The 19,704-nt window shown below is 72.5% G+C and carries 19 protein-coding genes; 10 read left to right on the top strand and 9 right to left on the bottom strand.

Features of this window, described 5'->3' with window-relative positions; genetic code table 11:
* Positions 1 to 129: 129 nt before the first annotated feature.
* On the bottom strand, positions 130 to 762 hold the full coding sequence (locus ABZX40_RS04285; RefSeq protein WP_355736972.1) for a Crp/Fnr family transcriptional regulator: 633 nt from the start codon (positions 760 to 762) through the stop codon (positions 130 to 132).
* 179 nt (positions 763 to 941) lie between these two features.
* Between ABZX40_RS04285 and ABZX40_RS04280 the strand changes: the two genes are divergently transcribed.
* On the top strand, positions 942 to 2,195 hold the full coding sequence (locus ABZX40_RS04280) for a phosphodiester glycosidase family protein (RefSeq protein ID WP_355736969.1): 1,254 nt from the start codon (positions 942 to 944) through the stop codon (positions 2,193 to 2,195).
* 189 nt (positions 2,196 to 2,384) lie between these two features.
* Here the strand turns inward: ABZX40_RS04280 and ABZX40_RS04275 are convergent, their stop codons facing one another.
* From ABZX40_RS04275 to ABZX40_RS04250, 6 genes are all read right to left on the bottom strand, one after another.
* On the bottom strand, positions 2,385 to 2,579 hold the full coding sequence (locus tag ABZX40_RS04275; protein ID WP_355736967.1) for a hypothetical protein: 195 nt from the start codon (positions 2,577 to 2,579) through the stop codon (positions 2,385 to 2,387).
* Positions 2,580 to 2,707: 128 nt separating this feature from the next.
* Positions 2,708 to 3,568 (bottom strand): phosphatidylinositol-specific phospholipase C/glycerophosphodiester phosphodiesterase family protein, encoded by an 861-nt coding sequence (locus ABZX40_RS04270; RefSeq protein WP_355736964.1) that lies wholly within the window; start codon positions 3,566 to 3,568, stop codon positions 2,708 to 2,710.
* Between the two features lie 288 nt (positions 3,569 to 3,856).
* Positions 3,857 to 4,975, bottom strand: coding sequence for an acyl-CoA dehydrogenase family protein (locus ABZX40_RS04265; RefSeq protein WP_355736961.1), 1,119 nt, complete (start codon positions 4,973 to 4,975; stop codon positions 3,857 to 3,859).
* A complete protein-coding gene (locus ABZX40_RS04260; protein WP_355736959.1) occupies positions 4,972 to 6,300 on the bottom strand; it encodes an acyl-CoA dehydrogenase family protein in 1,329 nt (442 codons plus the stop codon). The genes ABZX40_RS04265 and ABZX40_RS04260 overlap by 4 nt, the downstream gene beginning before the upstream one ends.
* Before the next feature lie 160 nt (positions 6,301 to 6,460).
* Entirely contained in the window at positions 6,461 to 7,423 is a 963-nt protein-coding gene (locus ABZX40_RS04255; RefSeq protein ID WP_355736956.1) for an NADPH:quinone oxidoreductase family protein, read from the bottom strand.
* Between the two features lie 125 nt (positions 7,424 to 7,548).
* Positions 7,549 to 8,127: an XRE family transcriptional regulator gene (locus ABZX40_RS04250; RefSeq protein WP_355736953.1), complete on the bottom strand. Its 579-nt coding sequence runs from the start codon at positions 8,125 to 8,127 to the stop codon at positions 7,549 to 7,551.
* Positions 8,128 to 8,205: 78 nt separating this feature from the next.
* On the opposite strand from ABZX40_RS04250, the gene ABZX40_RS04245 reads away from it, so the two are divergent.
* The 8 genes from ABZX40_RS04245 to ABZX40_RS04210 all read left to right on the top strand — a co-directional run bounded on the left by ABZX40_RS04245 (position 8,206) and on the right by ABZX40_RS04210 (position 16,603).
* Positions 8,206 to 9,222 (top strand): NAD(P)/FAD-dependent oxidoreductase, encoded by a 1,017-nt coding sequence (locus ABZX40_RS04245; RefSeq protein ID WP_355736950.1) that lies wholly within the window; start codon positions 8,206 to 8,208, stop codon positions 9,220 to 9,222.
* Positions 9,223 to 9,607: 385 nt separating this feature from the next.
* Positions 9,608 to 11,149: an ATP-dependent DNA ligase gene (locus ABZX40_RS04240; protein ID WP_355736948.1), complete on the top strand. Its 1,542-nt coding sequence runs from the start codon at positions 9,608 to 9,610 to the stop codon at positions 11,147 to 11,149.
* The gene (locus ABZX40_RS04235; RefSeq protein WP_355736945.1) at positions 11,146 to 11,646 is read left to right on the top strand and encodes an NUDIX domain-containing protein; all 501 of its coding nucleotides are present in this window, start codon (positions 11,146 to 11,148) and stop codon (positions 11,644 to 11,646) included. The genes ABZX40_RS04240 and ABZX40_RS04235 overlap by 4 nt, the downstream gene beginning before the upstream one ends.
* Before the next feature lie 253 nt (positions 11,647 to 11,899).
* Entirely contained in the window at positions 11,900 to 13,285 is a 1,386-nt protein-coding gene (locus ABZX40_RS04230) for an NADP-dependent succinic semialdehyde dehydrogenase (RefSeq protein ID WP_355736943.1), read from the top strand.
* 25 nt (positions 13,286 to 13,310) lie between these two features.
* Positions 13,311 to 13,547 carry a DUF6213 family protein gene (locus tag ABZX40_RS04225; protein ID WP_355736940.1) on the top strand — a complete coding sequence of 79 codons (237 nt, stop codon included), beginning with the start codon at positions 13,311 to 13,313 and terminating at the stop codon, positions 13,545 to 13,547.
* Positions 13,548 to 13,748: 201 nt separating this feature from the next.
* The gene (locus tag ABZX40_RS04220) at positions 13,749 to 14,858 is read left to right on the top strand and encodes a type III polyketide synthase (protein ID WP_355737339.1); all 1,110 of its coding nucleotides are present in this window, start codon (positions 13,749 to 13,751) and stop codon (positions 14,856 to 14,858) included.
* Between the two features lies 1 nt (position 14,859).
* Entirely contained in the window at positions 14,860 to 16,074 is a 1,215-nt protein-coding gene (locus ABZX40_RS04215; RefSeq protein WP_355736937.1) for a cytochrome P450, read from the top strand.
* Positions 16,075 to 16,081: 7 nt separating this feature from the next.
* Positions 16,082 to 16,603 (top strand): cupin domain-containing protein, encoded by a 522-nt coding sequence (locus ABZX40_RS04210; RefSeq protein WP_355736935.1) that lies wholly within the window; start codon positions 16,082 to 16,084, stop codon positions 16,601 to 16,603.
* 15 nt (positions 16,604 to 16,618) lie between these two features.
* On the opposite strand, the gene ABZX40_RS04205 is transcribed toward ABZX40_RS04210, so the two are convergent.
* Positions 16,619 to 17,848 carry an acyl-CoA dehydrogenase family protein gene (locus tag ABZX40_RS04205; RefSeq protein WP_355736933.1) on the bottom strand — a complete coding sequence of 410 codons (1,230 nt, stop codon included), beginning with the start codon at positions 17,846 to 17,848 and terminating at the stop codon, positions 16,619 to 16,621.
* 169 nt (positions 17,849 to 18,017) lie between these two features.
* Here ABZX40_RS04205 and ABZX40_RS04200 point away from each other — a divergent pair, with 169 nt between their 5' ends.
* A complete protein-coding gene (locus ABZX40_RS04200; RefSeq protein ID WP_355736931.1) occupies positions 18,018 to 18,671 on the top strand; it encodes a TetR family transcriptional regulator in 654 nt (217 codons plus the stop codon).
* A gap of 410 nt (positions 18,672 to 19,081) precedes the next feature.
* Here the strand turns inward: ABZX40_RS04200 and def are convergent, their stop codons facing one another.
* Positions 19,082 to 19,624, bottom strand: a complete 543-nt coding sequence (gene def, locus ABZX40_RS04195) for a peptide deformylase (protein WP_355736928.1) — start codon at positions 19,622 to 19,624, stop codon at positions 19,082 to 19,084.
* Positions 19,625 to 19,704 lie beyond the last annotated feature (80 nt).

Raw genomic sequence — 19,704 nt, 5'->3', positions numbered from 1 at the left:
CCCGCCCGGCTGTTGAGGGTGCGGGCGGGGACGACGGTCCGTCGGGTGGTCGTGCGCTTCGAGCTTCTCGGCGGCCGGGCGATCGGTCCGCTTCACGCGTGCGGACCGCATGTGACCTGGGCCACGCAATCAGATCTTCCTCAGCCCCTCCGGACTGATCACCTCGATACGGTTCTTGTCGAACCGCACCAGGTCAGGGCCCAGATGCTCCAGGGCCTTGGTGACGTAGTTCCGGCTCACCCCGATGTGCTGCCCCAGTTCGTCCCGGGTGACCGAGAAGGACCGCTCACCGGAGATCTCGAACAGCCGGAGCAGCGCCAGGGCGAGCCGCTCGTGGACCGCCCCGTCATGGACCTCCGTCTGCTCCCGCAACCGCAGGGACACCAGCTCCGCGATCCGGGGAGCGAGTCCATGACGACCGACGAACTCCCGGAAGTCCGTCGCGAGATGGATGGCGACCTTGCATTCGCTCATGGCCCGTACGTACGCGAGCCGCCCTCCGCCGTGCTGGAGCGCCATCTCCCCGAGGATCTCGCCGGGCCCCCGGAACGCCAACAGCCGCTGTCGGCCGTCCCGGTCCACATGCACCACTTTCACCAGCCCGCTGATCAGGGCGATCACCTGCGTCCCCGGATCACCCTGGCGTAACAGCACCTCGTCCGCCGCACGAGGCCTGGCCGGAGCACGGGTCAGCTCCGCCCATTCCCCGGCCGAGACCAGATCGCGGAAAGTCCTCACCGAGGAGGAAGCGTCTTTGCTCATGCGAGGCAAATTAAGGGACCCGGCGCCCGGCCGACACCGGCACCCCCGTATTCCCGCCCCCCATACGCCGTTCCGTCATGGATTCACGTCGCGTCAGCCCGGCGTCGCCCCCGCCGTCACCCGGGTCTGATTCACTCACCCCGTTTCCTGGCACGGTTGACGGACCCTCGGGGGGCACGGTGGCACGTCGGTGGGAGTGGTCCGGGACGGGACGAGCGGCGCTCGGGGCGGTCGCGGTGGTGGGTGCGCTGGGCGGTGTCGTGCTCGTCGGGTCGGTGCCCGCCGCGGCACTGTCCGGCGCGACGACGGTGGTGGCGCCGGGTGTCGTCTACGAGTCCCGTGAGCTGGAGGTTGCCAAGGGGCCCACCCGGATCCATCTCCTCACCGTCGATCTCCGCACCCCCGGAGTCCAGTTGGGGCTGCTGTACCCGGGGAAGGTCGCCTCGCGGGCCGCGGTGTCGGTGATGGCGGACCGGCAGGGGGCCGTCGCCGGGGTCAACGGGGACTTCTTCAACATCAGCGAAACGCAGCATCCGGGCGTGACGGCGACCGGGGCGAGCGTCGGTCCGGCGGTCGCGCGCGGCAAGGTGCTCAAGGGGGCGGTGCCCGACGGGCAGCGGTTCGGGCCCGCGCCGCCGCCCGGCACCGACACCGAGGACGTGCTCACCGTCGGGCGCGACCGGCGGGTCAGGATCGACCGGCTGACGCTGACGGGGTCGGTCGGCGGTGACGGGGGCTCGATGGCGCTCGGCGGGCTCAACCAGTACGCCCTGCCGGTCGGTTCCGTCGGCGCCTTCACCGACGACTGGGGCAGCGCCTCCCGGCTGCGCGCGACCTGCGGCACGGACACCGACCGGGCCGCGCCGTGCAGCGCGGACACCCACGAGGTCACGGTCCGCGGCGGACGGGTCGTCGGCACCGCCGGGCGGCCCGGCACGGGCGCCATCCCCGCCGGCACCACCGTGCTGGTCGGCCGGGAGGCGGGCGCGCACCGGCTCCGCGCGTACGAGGTGGGTGAGCGGGTCCGGGTCAGCCACCGTCTGACGGGCTCGGGTTCCCGGCAGCCCCCTCGGCTCGCCATCGGCGGCTGCCCGGTGCTGCGGGGCGGACAGCCGCTGCCCGGACTCGACGACCGTACGGCCGCCGTACGGACCGCGGCCGGGATCGCGGACGGCGGACGGCGGCTGTTCCTGTTCGCCGTGGACGGGACGGCCGGACAGGCCGGGCTCACCGTCGCCGAGGTCGCCCGGCTGCTCCGGGACCTAGGCGCCACCGACGGTTTCGGCCTGGACGGCGGCGGATCCTCCACGCTGGTCGCCCGCGACCCGGGCGGCGCCTCCGTGACCGTACGCAACCACCCCAGCGCCGGGGCGGAAAGGGCCGTACCGAACGGGATCGGGGTGTTCTCGGGGGCGGCGGCGGACACGCCCTAGTCTCGGGGCGGGTCAGGAGTCGGGGGGCCCGCCCGTTCAGGAGCAGAGCGGAATCGCCCGACCAGCCTCGGGGCGGGTCAGGAGCAGGGTGGACCCGCCCCACCAGCCTCGGGGCAGGTCAGGAGCAGGGTGGACTCGCCCCACCAGGCTCGGGGCGGGTCAGGAGCAGGAGTACACACGGGACGGGGCTCAGGGGCGCAGGCTGCTCACGATGTCCGCCGTCGCCGTCATACCGCTGTAGATCGTCGGTGCGACGCTCGTTCCCGCGAGGGAGAAGCCGAGCAGCCCGCACACCACGGCGTGGGTGAGCTTCAGGCCGCCGTTGCGCAGGAAGACCGCGGCGAGGATCAGGAGCAGCAGCGTCGCAGAGATGGAAATGGCCATGATGAACCTCCTCCGCCACGTTCACTTCGCGGCGTTCGGCCGTAAGTGTGGCGTAGCGGAGGGTTTGTCCGGGCGGCTGACCTGACCGCCGAACGTGTGGTGTTCAGCGGGCGAGGACGGCCGGGCCCTCAGTCCCACTCGTCGAGGAACGCCTCCAGCCCCAGCAGATCGTCCGTGTTGAGGTGGTCCACGTCCGCCGCCAGCAGTTCCGTCCACAGGGCGTCCCGGGCGGGGCCCGGGAGGTCCGGGGTGGCCCAGAACCGGACCCTCTGGCCTCGGGCGTGGGCCGTGTCGATGATCGTGCGCAGCTTCTGCCGCTCGGCGGCCGGGAACGGGCCGACGCCCCGCCAGGTGAAGTTCAGCGTCCAGTTGTCGCTGATCAGTGGGGCGAAGGAGGCGGGGGCGGGGCCGCCGAGGTCGGCGAGGCGGCCGTCGTAGAAGGCGCGGCGGGTGGTCTGGGCCGCCATCGGGACCCGGGCCGCGCGGTCGCCGGAGATCACGGCGGTGACGGCGCCGGGCCGCACCCGGCCGCGGTGGTAGGTCGTGAAGAGGTTCTTGTACCGCTGGAGATGGCGGTCGAGTTCGAGATAGGTGGCGGCGCCCTCGGTCTTGATGTCGATGAGGAGTTGGAGGGAACCGCGGTGCCCTCGGTACACGGACCCCTTGTGGGCCTTGACCCGCGCGGCGAGCGTGTCCAGGTAGAGGGACTCCAGGGTGCGGGCCGGGTCGAGATCCTCGGGGTCGTGGGCCACGAGGAGCTGGTCGCCGACGAGGAAGATGTCGGCCTCGACGCTGCCGAAGCGGTGGTCGAGGGCGTCGAGGAGGGGGCGGGGGTGCTCGTAGTCGTTGTGGGCGTGGGCCCGCCACAGGGGGCGCGGGCCGCGGTGCTCCTTCTCACCCGCGAGCGCGGTGGCGCCGGGAAGGACGACCGGGCCCGCGAGGGCGGCGCCGAGGGTGGTGAGGGCTCTGCGACGGGTGGTGAGGGCCATGCTCTGCCTCCCTGGTAGCGGACGGAACCGCAAGGAGTATGCGGTGCCGGGCACGCCAAGGGGCAGCAGGGGAGGGTGAGTTGGCCGGACCGCCGCCGTTCATTCACTTCACGCGCGCGGCGGCGCACATCGGATGGTCCGCCCCTGGGGGGGAGGAGGACGGGCTTCGCCGGTACGTCGCCGGTACATCGCCAGTACGTCGGCGGCCCTTCGGCGCAACGTACCTCTGTGAAGATCGGCGCGAGAGCGCAAAGTCCCTCACCACACCGCCCCCACCCCGCCCCACTCCTACACCCCAGCCAGATCCACCAGTTCCCCCACCCACTCCCGGTGCGCCCCCGCCGTCCCGTACGCGATCGAGTCCGCCTTGGCTCGTTTCAGGTAGAGGTGGACGGGGTGTTCCCAGGTCATCCCGATGCCGCCGTGCAGTTGGAGCGCCTCCTCCGTGGCGTGGACGGCGACCCCGGCCGCGTACGCCTGTGCCACCGCAACCGCGAGGTCCGGCTCCTGGCCGGTCGCCAGGGCGTCGGCGGCGGCGCGGGCGGCGGCCCGCAGTTGCGCGGTCTCCAGCCACAGCTGCGCCAGCCGGTGCTTGAGCGCCTGGAAACCGCCCACCGGACGGTTGAACTGCTTGCGTTCCGTCAGATAGCGGACCGTCTCGGTCAGCGCCCAGTCCGCGACACCCAGTTGCTCGGACGCCAGCAGCCCGGCCCCGGCCCGCAGCGCCCGGCGTACGGCGGGCCCGGACTCCCCCAGCCGCCGCCCGGCCGCGCCCGCCAGCACCACGGTCGCCACCGGCCGCGTCCGATCCAGCGACACCTGCGGTACGACGGTGATCCCGGAAGCGGACGGTCCCGGCGCCGCCACCGCGTACAGGGCCCCGTCCTCCGCCGGTACCAGCAGCACATCGGCGGCGCCCGCGTCCGCGATCCCCGGCAGCTCCCCGTACAGCGTCCCGTCCGCCACCCGTACGGTCCGGAAGTCAGCGGTGGGAGCGGTGTGCAGGCCCACGCAGAGCGCGGCGAGGGCCGTACCGGACGCCAGATCGCGCAGCAGATCGTCCGCGCCGCACTCCAGCAGCGCCTCCGTGGCGACAACCGCGCTGGTCAGATACGGTACGGGCGCCACCGCCCGCCCCAGTTCCTCCAGGACGACGGCGGCCTCCCGGTGCGAGGCGCCCTGGCCGTCCAGCGCCTCCGGGATCAGCAGACCGGCGAGCCCCATCCCGGCGGTGAGCGTCCGCCACAGCGCCAGGTCGTGGGACGCCTCCGACTCCACCAGGGCCGGTACCGACGCGGTGGTGCCGCGGTCGGTGACCAGATCCCGTACCGCCGCCCGCAGGGCCTCTTCCTCCTCGGAGTGGAGCAGATCGGCGTGGAGCAGGTCGGAGGGGCGCAGGTCGGTCATCGGGCGAGGTCCTTCCAAGGGACGTCCTTGTCGGTGCGGGGTTCGCCGGGCAGGCCGAGGACCCGCTCGGCGACGATGTTCAGCAGGATCTCGCTGGTGCCGCCCTCGATGCTGTTGCCCTTGGCGCGCAGATAGCGGTACCCGGCGTCGCGGCCGGTGAAGTCGACCAGTTCCGGGCGGCGCATGGTCCAGTCGTCGTAGAGGAGCCCCTCCTCGCCCAGGAGTTCCACCTCCAGGCCGCTGATCTGCTGGTTGAGGTGGGCGAAGGCGAGTTTCAGCCCGGCGCCCTCGGGGCCGGGCTGCCCGACGGCGAGTTGCTGGCGCAGACGTTCGCCGGTGAGGCGGGCGACCTCCGCCTCCACCCACAGGGTCAGCAGCCGCTGGCGCAGCTCATGGGTGCGCAGTGCGGGGCGTTCGCGCCAGGTCCTGGCGACCGGGCCGATCATGCCGCCCTCGCGCGGCAGCCGCATCCCGCCGATGGCGACCCTCTCGTTGTCGAGCGTGGTCCGCGCGACCCGCCAGCCGTCGCCGACCGCCCCGAGCCGCCGGGAGTCGGGAATGCGGACGCCGGTCAGGAACACCTCGTTGAACTCGGCCTCCCCGGTGATCTGCCGCAGCGGGCGGACCTCCACCCCGGGGTCGGTCATGTCGCAGAGGAAGTAGGTGATGCCCCGGTGCTTGGGGACGTCCGGGTCGGTGCGGGCGAGGAGGATCGCCCAGCGGGCGAGATGCGCGCTGGACGTCCACACCTTCTGCCCGTCCACCACCCAGTCGTCGCCGTCGCGGACGGCCCGGGTGCCGAGGGCGGCGAGGTCGGATCCGGCGCCGGGCTCGCTGAACAGCTGGCACCACACCTCCTCACCCACCCACAACGGCCGCAGATAGCGCCGCTTCTGCTCGTCCGTGCCGTACTTCAGGAGGGTCGGCGCGGCCATGCCGAGGCCGATGCCGATCCGGCGCGGGTCGTTGTCGGGGGCGCCCGCGGCGGCGAGTTCGGCGTCCACGACGGCCTGGAGCGCGCGGGGGGCGCCGAGTCCGCCGAGTCCCTCCGGGAAGTGCACCCAGGCGAGCCCGGCGTCGAACCGGGCCTTGAGGAAGTCGAGCGGCGGGGTGGTGGCGGGCGGGTGCGCGGCCAGAAGGGTGGCGGTACGGCGGCGCAGGGCGGCGGGGGTGAGGGGGGCGGGGGGCGGGGCGGTCACGCCGGTCACTCCGGGCACGCCGGGCACGCCGGGCACGCCGGGCACGCCGGGCACGCCGGTGGCATCGGCCACGGAGGCCGCGCCGGCTTCGTCGGCCACATCGGTCACATCGCTCTCATCGGTCATTCGGCAATCCCCTCTCCCTCACCCGGCCGCTCCGGGCGCTCCGGGCGCTCCGGGCGCTCCGGCCATTCCCGATGATCCAGCCGCTCCCGATGCTCCATCCGCTCCCGATGCTCCATCCGCTCCCGATGCTCCGGCCGTTCCGCCCGCCCCGGCCGCTTCATCAGCCTTCCCCCGGTACGACCACGATCCGCCCGGTCGTCACCCCATCCGCCACCCGCCGCACGGCGTCCGCCGCCGCGTCGAACGGGACCCGCTCGCTGACCAGCGGTCTGATCGCGCCACGCGCGGCCAGCTCGGTGAGCCGGTCGTGGCAGTGCCGGACCAGTGCCGGATTCCTGGTGTTGTAGAGGCCCCAGTGCAGGCCGAGGATCGCGTAGTTCTTCACCAGGGCATGGTTGAGCGCCGGGCGCGGTATCGCCCCGCCCGCGAAACCGACGACCACGATCCGGCCCTCGAACGCGATGACCTTGGTGGACTGTTCGTACGCGGTCCCGCCCACGGGGTCGTAGACCACATCGGCGCCCTGTCCCCCGGTGGCCTCCTTCACGGCCGCTATCACGTCCTCGGTACGCCGGTCGATCACCACGTCACAGCCCAGGTCCCGGGCGACGGCCGCCTTCTCGGCGCCGCCGACGACCCCGACGACCCGGGCCCCGGCCGCCTTGCCGAGCTGTACGGCGGCGCTGCCGACCCCGCCGGCGGCGGCGTGCACGAGGAGGGTCTCGCCCTCGCGCAGGGCGGCCCGGCGGTGCAGCCCGAACCAGCCGGTCTGGTAGCCGATGTGCAGCGCGGCGGCCTCGGCGTCGTCCAGCGACTCGGGCGCGGGCAGCAGCGCGGCGGCGTCCGCGACCGCGTACTCGGCGAACCCGCCGTGGGGCAGTACGGGGTTGGCGAGCACCCGGCGGCCGTCCTCGGTCTCGCCGCAGATCTCCACGCCGGGGGTGAACGGGAGCGGCGGGCGCACCTGGTACTGGCCCCGGCAGAGCAGCGCGTCCGGGAAGTTGACGTTGGCGGCGCGCACCTTCAGCAGGACCTGGCCGTCGCCCGGGGTGGGCAGCGCCACCTCCGCCCGCCGCATCACCTCGCCGGGCTCACCGTTCTCGTGCACCTGCCATGCCTGCATGCGGGGCCTCCAGCGACAGTGCCCGACCGGACCGTCCGGACCGGTTCACTCGACTGGGTCGCATGCTAAGCGGTCGCTTGCCGCAAGGGAACCACACGCCCCGCCCCTCACTCCCCTCGCCCCTCTCACTCCTCCGCCCGCTTGGGCCGGGCCCGGACATGCATCCGCTCCCCCTGCGGCCCGAACAGGCTCAGGAACTCCGCCGGCCCCTCCCCCGTCGACCCGAACCAGTGCGGCACCCGGGTGTCGAACTCCGCCGCCTCCCCCGCCGTAAGCACCACATCGTGCCCGCCCAGCACCAGCCGTACCCGTCCGGAGAGCACATACAGCCACTCGTACCCCTCGTGCGTCCGGGGATCCGGCTCGCCCGCGCGGTTCGGCAGCAGCACCTTGAACGCCTGGAGGCCGCCCGGCTGGCGGGTGAGGGGGATGTACGTCCGCCCGTGCCGGTGGATCGGCTCGGCCCGCACCCGGGGATCGCCGACGGCCGGGGCGCCGACGAGTTCGTCCAGCGGCACCTGATGGGCCTGCGCGATGGGCAGCAGCAGTTCCAGGCTGGGCTTGCGCAGCCCCGACTCCAGCCGGGACAGGGTGCTCACCGAGATACCGGTGGCCTCCGACAGCCCCGCGAGGGTCACCTCGCGCTCCTTGCGCATCTGCCGCAGCCGCGGTCCGACCCCGGCCAGCACTTCTTCCGTACTCATCCATCCATTGCAGATTCAGCAAAGAGATTTGTCAATACGGCACCGGATCGATGACGGTCGACATCGGAGGTGGTCACCATGACCGAGACCATGACAACGACCGAGCCGTACGAAGTGATCGTCATCGGCGGCGGCGCGGCGGGCCTCTCCGCCGCCCTCGTCCTCGGCCGCGCCCGGCGCCGCACCCTGGTCGTCGACGCGGGCGAGCCCCGCAACGCCCCGTCCGCCCATATGCAGGGCTTCCTCACCCGGGACGGGATGCCCCCGGCGGAGTTCCTGGCCCTGGGCCGCGAGGAGGTCGCCCGGTACGAGGACGTGGCACAGATCCGTGACCGGGCCGTGGACGTCACCCGGGACGGCGGGACCGGGGATGTCACTCGGGACGGCGGAACCGGGGACGTCACCCGGGACGGCGGAACCGGGGCCTTCGCCGTGACGCTGGAGAGCGGCCGGACGGCCCACGCGCGGCGGCTGATCGTCACGACCGGCCTCAAGGACGAGCTGCCGCCCGTGCCGGGGCTCGCGGAGCGGTTCGGCGAGGATGTGCTGCACTGCCCGTACTGCCATGGCTGGGAGGTCCGCGACCGGGCGTTCGGCGTGCTGGCGACCACCCCGCTGAGCGTGCACCAGGCCCTGATGGTCACCCAGTGGTCCCCGGACGTGACCTTCTTCCTGCACACCGTCGACGAGTCCGAACTCTCCGACCAGGATCTACGGCGGCTCGCCGCGGCCGGGGTCAAGGTGGTGCCCGGCGAGGTCGCCGAGGTGCTGACGGCCGACGACCGGCTCACGGGCGTCCGGCTCGCGGACGGCACCGTGCACGAGCGCGAGGTGCTCTTCACCGCGCCTCGGGCGATCCCGCAGACCGGCCTCCTGGAACGGCTCGGCGCACGGCTCGACGCGACGCCGTTCGGCGCCTACCCGGTGGTCGACCCCACCGGGCAGACCTCGGTCCCCGGGGTGTACGCGGCGGGCAACGCCATGGGCTTCGCCGAACAGGTCCCGCACGCGGTGAGCGGCGGCTACCGGGCCGCTGCCGCGGTCAACGGGGAGCTGCTGATGACGGACCTGGACGGGGCCTTCGGGGAGGGCTGAGCGGGGCCCACCCGGGGAGGGGAAGGGGAGGGCGGGGAGGGGAGAGCGAGGCCCGGGGCCCACTCGACACCTCGTCGGAGCCTGGCCGGGCCCGGCCACTGGCTCCCGCCCGGCCACTGACCCTCACCCAGCCCGGGACCGGCCCGGCCCTGCCCGGCACCACCTTGCCGGACACCGGTCGGCCCAAGCACTCCTGCCGTGGGCCACCCCCACCCCGGAACCGCCACCACCCAACGCCGCCCGGCCAGCCCCGCCCGAGCCCCACACCACACCCACCCCCGACCCGCACCGCAACGGCCCCCGGCACCACAACCACCCCACCCCCAGCTCCCCTCCCTTCCCCCACCAAAATGCCCCCACCCCCACCCCGTAGCACCATGGCCGCATGCTTCTGTCCCGGCTCGCTCAGGTCTCCCGGGAGGTCGCCGGCACCTCGGCGCGCTCCCGCAAGACCGCGCTGCTCGCGGACCTGTTCCGCGAGACGGACGCGGACGACGTCCCGATCGTCATCCCCTACCTGGCGGGACGCCTCCCCCAGGGCCGCCTCGGCATCGGCTGGAAGCTGCTGAGCCGCCCGGTACCCCCCGCCCCCACCCCCACCCTCACCGTCCATGACGTGGACGCCCGGCTCACCGCGCTCGGCGCGGTCGCCGGGGCCGGCTCGCAAGCGGAGCGGACCCGGCTGCTGGAGGCGCTGATGGGCGCGGCCACCGCGGAGGAGCAGCGGTTCCTGATCGGGCTGATCACCGGTGAGGTGCGGCAGGGCGCGCTGGACGCCGTGGCGGTGGAGGGGCTGGCCCAGGCGACCGGCGCCCCGGCCGCCTCGGTGCGCCGGGCGGTGATGCTCGCGGGGTCCCTCCAGCCGGTCGCCCGCGCGCTGCTCGGTGAGGGGCCGGAGGCCGTCGCCCGGTTCCGGCTCACCGTGGGCAGTCCGGTGCAGCCGATGCTGGCGCAGACCGCCGCCTCGGTCGCCGAGGCAGTGGACCGGCTCGGCGGCGCCTGCGCGGTGGAGGAGAAACTCGACGGCATCCGGGTGCAGGCCCACCGCGACGGCCCCGACGTCCGCCTCTACACCCGCACCCTGCACGACATCACCGAGCGCCTCCCCGAGGTGACCTCGGCCGTGCTGGCGCTGCCCGGTGAGCGGTTCATCCTGGCCGGCGAGGTCCTCGCCCTGGGTCCGGACGGGCGCCCGCGCGCCTTCCAGGAGACCGCCGGGCGGGTCGGCTCCCGGGTGGATGTGGCGGGCGCGGCCGGGGCGACCCGGATCTCCCCGGTGTTCTTCGACGCGCTCGGCGTCGACGGCCGGGACCTGCTCGACCTCCCCTTCACCGAGCGGCACGCGGCACTGGCGGCGCTGGTGCCGGAGCCGCTGCGGGTCCGCCGGGCGCTGGTGGAGGGGCCCGGGGACGTTCCGGCCGCCGAGGCGTTCCTCGCCGGGACCCTCGCCCGGGGGCATGAGGGTGTGGTCGTCAAGGCGCTGGACGCGCCCTATGGCGCCGGGCGGCGCGGTGCGTCCTGGCTGAAGGTGAAGCCCGTGCACACCCTGGACCTGGTGGTGCTGGCCGCCGAGTGGGGCCATGGCCGCCGTACCGGCAAGCTCTCCAATCTGCATCTGGGCGCCCGCGCGGCCGACGGATCCTTCGCGATGCTCGGCAAGACGTTCAAGGGGCTCACCGATGCCACGCTGGCCTGGCAGACCGAGCGGCTCCAGGAACTGGCGGTGCGGGACGACGGCTGGGTGGTCACCGTCCGCCCGGAGCTGGTCGTGGAGATCGCCTACGACGGTCTCCAGCGCTCCACCCGCTATCCGGCCGGGGTGACCCTGCGGTTCGCGCGGGTGGTGCGCTACCGGGAGGACAAGCGGCCGGAGGAGGCGGACACCGTGGAGACACTGCTCGCCGCGCATCCGGAGGTCAGGGCGTGACGGGGCGGCGCAGTGCCGGACTGCTGTTGTTCCGGACCACCGGACAGGGCTGCGAGGTGTTGCTGGGCCATATGGGAGGCCCGTTCTTCGCGCGGAAGGACGCGGGCGCGTGGACCGTGCCGAAGGGCGAGTACGGGGACGACGAGCGGGCGTGGGACGCGGCCCGGCGGGAGTTCCGGGAGGAACTGGGGCTGGCGCCGCCGGACGGGGAGCCCGTACCGCTGGGGGAGGTGCGGCAGCGCGGCGGCAAGACGGTCACGGTGTGGGCGATCGAGGCGGATCTCGACCCGGCGGACATGGTGCCGGGCACCTTCACGATGGAGTGGCCGCCCCGCTCGGGCCGGATCCAGGAGTTCCCCGAGCTGGACCGGGTGGCATGGCTGCCGGTGGACCGGGCCCGCGAGCTGATCGTGACGGCCCAGCGCACATTCCTGGACCGCCTGACCGAGCCCCCGCACGGAACCGAACCCACGCACGGAGCCGGGCACCCGCACTGACGTGGGCACCCGCCCGGAACCGAGCCCCCACACCGACATCGGCACCCCCACAGAACCGAGCCCCCGCACTGACGTGAGCACCCGCACAGAACCGAGCCCCCGCACCGACATCGGCACCCGCCCGAAACCAAGCCCCCGCACCGACATCGGCACCCCCACCGCCGCGAAACCCCCACACGTTGCGCTCCCCCGCACCGCGCGGGAAGGTCGAAGCGTCGAAGCACAGTCGCACCCGCGCTCCAGGAGGTCGGCCATGCCCATCGCGACGGTGAACCCGGCGAACGGCGAGACGCTCAGGACGTACGAGGCCATGGGCGAGGAGGAGATCGAGCGGCGGCTCCAGCTCGCCGAGGCCACCTTCCGCACCTATCGCGACGCGACCTTCACCGACCGCTCACGCCTGCTGGTCCAGGCCGCGAATCTGCTGGACGGGGACCGCGAGGACATCGCGCGGGTGATGACCACCGAGATGGGCAAGCCGCTCGCGCAGGCACGGGCGGAGGCGGCGAAGTGCGCCAGGGCGATGCGCTGGTACGCCGAGCACGCGGAGGCGCTGCTCGCGGACGAGGTGCCCGACGCCGCCGACGTGGAGGACTCCGGCGCCTCCCGGGTCCGGGTCCGCTACCGGCCGCTCGGCCCGGTCCTCGCGGTGATGCCGTGGAACTTCCCGCTGTGGCAGGTGATGCGGTTCGCGGCGCCCGCGCTGATGGCCGGGAACGTCGGTCTGCTCAAACATGCCTCGAACGTCCCGCAGACCGCCCTCTACCTGGAGGATCTCTTCCACCGGGCCGGGTACCCGCCGGGCTGCTTCCAGACCCTGCTGATCGGTTCCGGCGCGGTGGACGCCATCCTGCGCGACGAGCGGGTCCGGGCGGCCACCCTGACCGGCAGCGAACCGGCCGGGCGGGCGGTCGCGGCCACCTGCGGCGAGATGATCAAGAAGACGGTGCTGGAGCTGGGCGGCAGTGATCCGTTCGTGGTGATGCCGTCGGCCGACCTGGACCGGGCCGCCGAGGTCGCGGTGACGGCCCGGACGCAGAACAACGGGCAGTCGTGCATCGCCGCGAAGCGGTTCATCGTGCACACGGATGTCTTCGACGCCTTCGCCGAGCGGTTCGCGGCGGGCATGCGGGCGCTCAGGGTGGGCGATCCGATGGCGGAGGACACCGCGGTCGGGCCGCTGGCCACCGAGCAGGGCCGGGCCGACCTGGAGGAACTCGTGGACGACGCCCGGCGCAGCGGCGCGCGGGTGCTGTGCGGGGGCGAGCGGCCCGAGGGGGAGGGCTGGTACTACCCGCCGACCGTGCTGACCGGGATCGACCGCGAGATGCGGATCCACCGCGAGGAGGCGTTCGGGCCGGTGGCGACGCTGTACCGGGCCGCCGATCCGGACGAGGCGGTGCTGATCGCGAACGATTCGCCGTTCGGGCTCAGTTCCAGTGTCTGGACCCGCGACGAGGCGGAGACCGCCCGGTTCACCCGGGATCTGGAGGCCGGGGGCGTGTTCTTCAACGGGATGACGGCCTCGCATCCGGCGTTCCCGTTCGGCGGGGTCAAGCGGTCCGGGTACGGGCGTGAGCTGTCCGGGCACGGAATCCGGGAGTTCTGCAACATCACCACGGTGTGGCACGGCCGCTGAGGGGAGCGCGGTTACCATCGCGTTTGTGAACCGCGAAGTGACCCTGCCGCTGATTGTCGACGACCGCGGGACCTTGCAGGTGGCTGCCGCCGATGTGAGCCGGTTGCTGCGTACCTTGGGCGGGAGGTGGCTGCGGCTTGTCGAGGCCGGTGAGGACGGGCTCGACGAGGACACGGTCGCGGCGTTGACCATCGAGTTGGCGAAGCTCGCGGACCGGATCGATGTCGCCTGCATCGCCCACAGCAGTGGGCAGCGGGGGTAGCGGGCGGGGGTTCGTCGGCCGGTGCGGGTGCATCGTGGCCGGTCGCGCAGTTCCTCGCGCCCCTTTCGGGGGCGTTGTCGCTGTCCCGGGTTTGAAAAGTCGCCGTCCCCGAGACGGAGTAGTTCCGCGCGAAGTCGTCGGGCCGTGGGGTGATCGTGGGGTCATCACCTCTGGTGAACCACCCTCCGGGTGCACCACCTTCTGACCGGGGCGGCGAACGCTTCCGGACGGCGAAAGCAGGCACGGTTCATGGCGACTTTGTGCAGACCCACGGTGTCCGTTCCAGAGCACGTGATCACGATGGAGGAGACGCTGGAGCTGGCGCGCTCCCGCCACGCCGACCACCCCCAACTGCCGCTGGCCCTCCGACTGATCGAGAACACCGGGGTCCGTACCCGGCACATCGTCCAGCCGATCGAGGAGACCCTGAAGCACCCGGGGTTCCAGTACCGCAACAAGCTGTACGAGGCGGAGGCGAAGGCCCGGGTACCGGCGGTGGTGCAGCGGGCGCTGGACGACGCGGAGGTGCTGACCTCCGACATCGACGTGATCATCTACGTCTCGTGCACCGGCTTCATGATGCCCTCGCTCACCGCGTGGCTCATCAACGAGATGGACTTCGACTCCACCACCCGGCAGCTCCCGATAGCCCAGCTGGGCTGTGCGGCGGGCGGTGCCGCGATCAACCGCGCGCACGACTTCTGCCTGGCCTACCCGCAGGGCAACGCACTGATCGTGGCCTGCGAGTTCTGCTCGCTGTGCTACCAGCCCACCGACCTCGGCATCGGCTCGCTGCTGTCCAACGGCCTGTTCGGGGACGGGGTCGCGGCGGCCGTGGTGCGCGGCCGGGGCGGCACCGGCGTACGTCTGGAGCGCAACGCCTCGTATCTGATCCCGAAGACCGAGGACTGGATCTCGTACGACGTGCGGGCGACCGGGTTCCACTTCCTGCTGGACAAGCGGGTGCCCGGGACGATGGAGCCGCTGGCTCCGGCGCTCCAGGATCTCGCGGGGCTGCACGGCTGGGACGCCGCCGACCTGGACTTCTACATAGTCCACGCGGGCGGTCCCCGCATCCTCGACGACCTCAGCAAGTATCTCCAGGTCGAGCCGCACGCCTTCCGGTTCAGCCGGGCCACGCTCACCGAGTACGGCAACATCGCGAGCGCCGTCGTCCTGGACGCGCTGCGCCGGCTCTTCGACGAGGGCGGCGCGGAACACCAGGCCCGCGGGCTGCTCGCCGGGTTCGGGCCCGGTATCACCGCGGAGATGAGCCTCGGCCGCTGGAGCGGCTCCGACGAGACGGCGTGAGATGACCGAAGAGACGATCACCGAGACCGCACCCCCGGTCCGGCCCTGGCCGGCCCTCGATCTGACCGGGGTGGACTTCGACCCGGTGCTGCGCAAGCTGATGAACGAGGGCCCGGTGACCCGGATCCGGCTGCCCAACGGCGAGGGCTGGGCGTGGCTGGTGACCCGCTACGACGATGTGCGGATGGTGACCAACGACCCGCGGTTCAGCCGGGAGGCGGTGATGGACCGGCCGGTCACCCGGCTCGCCCCGCACTTCATCCCGGCTCGGGGCGCGGTCGGTTTCCTGGATCCGCCGGACCACACCCGGCTGCGCCGCTCGGTGGCGCCCGCGTTCACCGCGCGCGGGGTGGAGCGGGTGCGGGAGCAGTCCCGCCGGCTGCTGGACGAGATGGTGGACGAGCTGCTGCGGGCGGGCCCTCCGGCGGATCTGACGGAGACGGTGCTCAGCCCGTTCCCGATCGCGGTGATCTGCGAGCTGATGGGCGTCCCGGCGGCGGACCGGCACGGGATGCATGTCTGGACCCAGCTGATCCTGTCCTCCTCGCACGGCGCCGATGTCAGCGAGCAGGCCAAGCAGGAGATGGGCGCCTACTTCGCCGATCTGATCGGGGCGCGCGAGAACGGCACCGGCGAGGATGTCACCTCGCTGCTCGGTGCGGCGGTGGGCCGGGGCGAGGTGACGCTCCAGGAGGCGGTGGGCCTCGCGGTGCTGCTCCAGATCGGCGGCGAGGCGGTCACCAACAACAGCGGGCAGATGTTCTACATCCTGCTGACCCGGCCGGAGCTGACCGAGCAGTTGCGGGCCGACCCCGGCATCCGCCCGCAGGCCATCGACGAGCTGCTGCGCTACATCCCCCACCGCAACGCGGTGGGGCTGTCGAGGATCGCGACCGAGGATGTCGAGATCGCCGGGCACACGGTCCGCAGGGGCGACGCCATCTATGTCTCCTATCTGGCCGCCAACCGCGACCCGGCGGTCTTCCCGGACCCGGAGACGATCCACTTCGGCCGCTCCCCCAACCCGCATGTCGCCTTCGGCTTCGGCCCGCACTTCTGCCCCGGCGCGATGCTGGGCCGGCTGGAGTCGGAGCTGCTGGTCGACGCCCTGCTGGACCGGTTGCCGGGGCTGAGGCTGGCGGTCCCGGCGGAGAACGTCCCGTTCAAGAAGGGCGCGCTGATCCGCGGGCCCGAGGCCCTGCCCGTCGCCTGGTGAGCGGCCGATGACCGCGACCGAGGGGCTGCTGGTACCACCCGGCCACGGCCGGGTGGTCCAGACTCCGGCCCAGCATGTGACGTTCAAGGTCACCGGCTCGCACTCCCGGACGGCCTCCACCTTCGAGGTGCTGGTCCCGCCGGGCTTCGATGTGGGGGCGCATGTCCACACCCGCAGCGAGGAACTGTTCTACGTCCTGGAGGGGGAGCTGGACGTCCTCGCGTTCGAGCCGCGGATCCGCACCCCGGACAACTGGCAGCGCTGGCGGTCCCCCAGCGGCAACCGGGTGGTGCGGGCGACGCCGGGCACGGTGATCGTCGTACCGCCGGGCTGCCCGCACGCCTTCGCCAACCCCACCGACAGCCCGGCGAAGATGTTCTTCCAGGCGAGCCCGCCGCCGGACCACGAGCGCTACTTCGAGGAGCTGCTGGAGATCCTGCGGGACGGCGGCCCGCCCGACCACGAGGCGATCGAGGCCCTGCGCCGACGCTACGACATCGAGCAGCTGACCCCGCTGAAGCACCGGTGACGCCGCCGTATCCGGCTAGCGGATCGGCATCCCGGACAGCGTCCGGGCGATGACCAGCCGCTGGATCTCGCTCGTGCCCTCGAAAATGGTGTAGATCGCGGCGTCCCGGTGCATCCGCTCCACGGGGTACTCGCGGGTGTAGCCGTTGCCGCCCAGGATCTGGATCGCCTGGCCGGTCACCTTCTTCGCCGTCTCGCTGGCGAAGAGCTTGGACATCGACCCCTCGGCGGCGGTGAACGGCCGCCCGTTCACCGCCATCCAGGACGCCCGCCACACCAGCAGCCGGGCCGCGTCGATGGCGGTGCGCATATCGGCGAGCTGGAAGGCGACGCCCTGGTTGTCGATGATCGGCCGCCCGAACTGCTCCCGGGTCATGGCGTAGTCGAGGGCGGCCTCGTAGGCGGCGCGGGCGGTGCCGACGGCCATCGCGCCGACGGCGGGCCGGGACGCCTCGAAGGTCGCCATCGCCGCGTTCCTGCTCCGCTCGCCGCCGCCCGCCGCGGCCTTCTCCCGGGCACGGGCGAGCCGTTCGTCCAGCTTCTCCTTCCCCCCGAGAAGACAGGACCCGGGCACCCGTACGCCGTCCAGGACGACCTCGGCGGTGTGCGAGGCGCGGATGCCGTGCTTCTTGAACTTCTGGCCCTGGGTCAGCCCCGGTGTGCCGGGCGGGACGATGAAGGAGGCGTGGCCGCGCGAGCCCAGCTCCGGATCGACGACGGCCACGACCACATGGACATTGGCGATACCGCCGTTGGTCGCCCAGGTCTTGGTGCCGTCGAGCACCCACTCGTCGGCGGCCTCGTCGTACACGGCCCGGGTGCGCATCGAGGCGACATCGGACCCGGCGTCCGGTTCGGAGGAGCAGAAGGCGGCGACCTTGACGTCGTCGGCGTCGCCGTACATCTGGGGGATCCAGGTGCCGATCTGGTCGTCGGTGCCGTTGGCGAGGACGCCGACGGCCGCGAGGCCGGTGCCGACGATGGACAGCGCGATACCGGCGTCGCCCCAGAACAGTTCCTCCATGGCCATCGGGATGCCGAGGCCGGTGGGGTCGAAGTACTGCTGGGCGTAGAAGTCCAGGGAGTAGATACCGACCTTGGCGGCCTCCTGGATGACCGGCCAGGGAGTCTCCTCGCGCTCGTCCCACTCGGCGGCGGCGGGGCGGATGACATCGGCGGCGAAGCCGTGCAGCCAGTCCCGGACCTCCTTCTGGTCGTCGCTCAGCTCCATGGTGAACTCGGCCATGTTCCCTCCCGCATCACCCATGCATGTTACTTACGGTAACGGCAGTCTGTTACCAGTGGGTAGGAAAAGTCAACTCGTGAGCATGACCCGGCAGCCCGTTCGATACTTCGGACATCATCAGTGTTACTTTGCGCAGGCGTCACCGAATCAGCACGGGTGGGGAGAGCACATGGACACCACGCAGCGGACCGAGCAGCAACGGTCCGCCGACCGCCGCCGGCGAGAATTGCTGGAGGCCGCCGACCGGGTGGTGCTGCGCGACGGTCCACACGCCTCGATGAACGCGATTGCCGCGGAGGCGGGCATCACCAAGCCGATTCTCTACCGCCACTTCGGTGACAAGGGCGGGCTTTACGCAGCTTTGGCCAAAAGGCATACGGATGCGTTGCTGGCCTCGCTGCGGGCCGCGCTGGACGCGCCCGCGGAGCGGCGTGAGCGGGTGGAGGCGACGCTCGACACGTACCTCGCCGCGATCGAGGCGCGGCCTCAGGTGTACCGGTTCCTGATGCACCCGGCGGACGGCTCCGCCGACGGCTCCGCCGGGGAGCGGGGGTTCGATGTGGGGCGGCACTCGGCGCCGCTGCTCCGGCGGATGGGCGAGGAGTTGGCCCAGGTCATCGAGGAGCGGGTGGATCTGGGGCCGAGCAGCCATGAGCTGGCGCGGGTGTGGGGGCACGGGATCGTCGGGATGATGCATGCGGCGGGGGACTGGTGGTTGGGGGAGCGCCCGTGTTCGCGCCGGGAGTTGGTGACGTCGCTGGCGGACCTGCTGTGGGGTCGGCTGGCCGCCGCGGCGGACCGGGTCGGGGGTCCGGGGTTCTGACCGCCACGCGTCCCCTCCGGGGCGGTGGGGCCGTTTTGCGCAGTTCCCCGCGCCCCTGGAGGGTTCGGGTGCGGGGTTGTGGGGGTTGCTCGCGCAGTTCCTCGCGCCCCTGAGGAGGTCGACTGCGGGCCGGTGGGGGTTGCTCGCGCAGTTCCCCGCGCCCCTGAAGAGGTCGGCTGCGGGGTTGTGGGGGTTGCTCGCGCAGTTCCCCGCGCCCCTGAAGAGGTCCCCTGCGGGCCCGTGGGGGGCATTCGCGCAGTTCCCCGCGCCCCTGGGGAGGTCCGCTGCGGGCCCGTGGGGTTGCTCGCGGTGTTCCCCGCGCTTCTTGGACGCGCGTCGGGGGTAGTTCCGGGTTTTTGGGGGCGCGGGGAACTGCGCGGTCGGGCACGGTCCACCCGCGGGCGCCGGTGCTACCGAGATCCCCAGCGCGTCTTCGCGATCCTCCGCAGCACCCTCCGGCGGCGCCAGCCGGTCACGCGGTCCGTGTACACCCGGCCCTCCACATGGTCACACTCATGCTGAAGGCATCGCGCGAAGAACCCGCTCCCCCGCACCACCACCCGCTCCCCCGTCACCGTGAACCCCTCGACCACCGCCTCGTCGTACCGTTCCGTCCCCGCCTCCAGCCCCGGCAGGGACAGACAGCCCTCCGGACCCCGCACCACCACCCCTTCCGCCGCCACCAGCACCGGATTCACCAGATGCCCGAGGTGACGTACGTCATCGTCATCAGGGCAGTCATAGACGAAAACCCGCACCCCCTCCCCCACCTGGTTCGCGGCCAGACCCACCCCCTGCGCGGCATACATCGTGGCGAACAAGTCCTCCACCAAGCGGGCGAGTTCGGGGCCGAAATCGGTGACTTCCGTGCAGGGTGTGTGAAGGATCGGGTCACCGAGCAGGGTGAGGGGCCGGACGCGCCCGTGGGCACCCGGAATCGAACCGTGTCGCATGATCGAAGGGTACGGTTCCTTCGGTTCACGCCCGCCGCGCAGGCGCAGGCCGCGATTCGGGCAGGTGAGTGTTGCTCGAT

Origin of the sequence: Streptomyces sp. NPDC004610 (assembly GCF_040609715.1) — a bacterium.
GTDB lineage: Bacteria > Actinomycetota > Actinomycetes > Streptomycetales > Streptomycetaceae > Streptomyces.
This window is presented reverse-complemented; position numbering and strand designations above follow the sequence as displayed.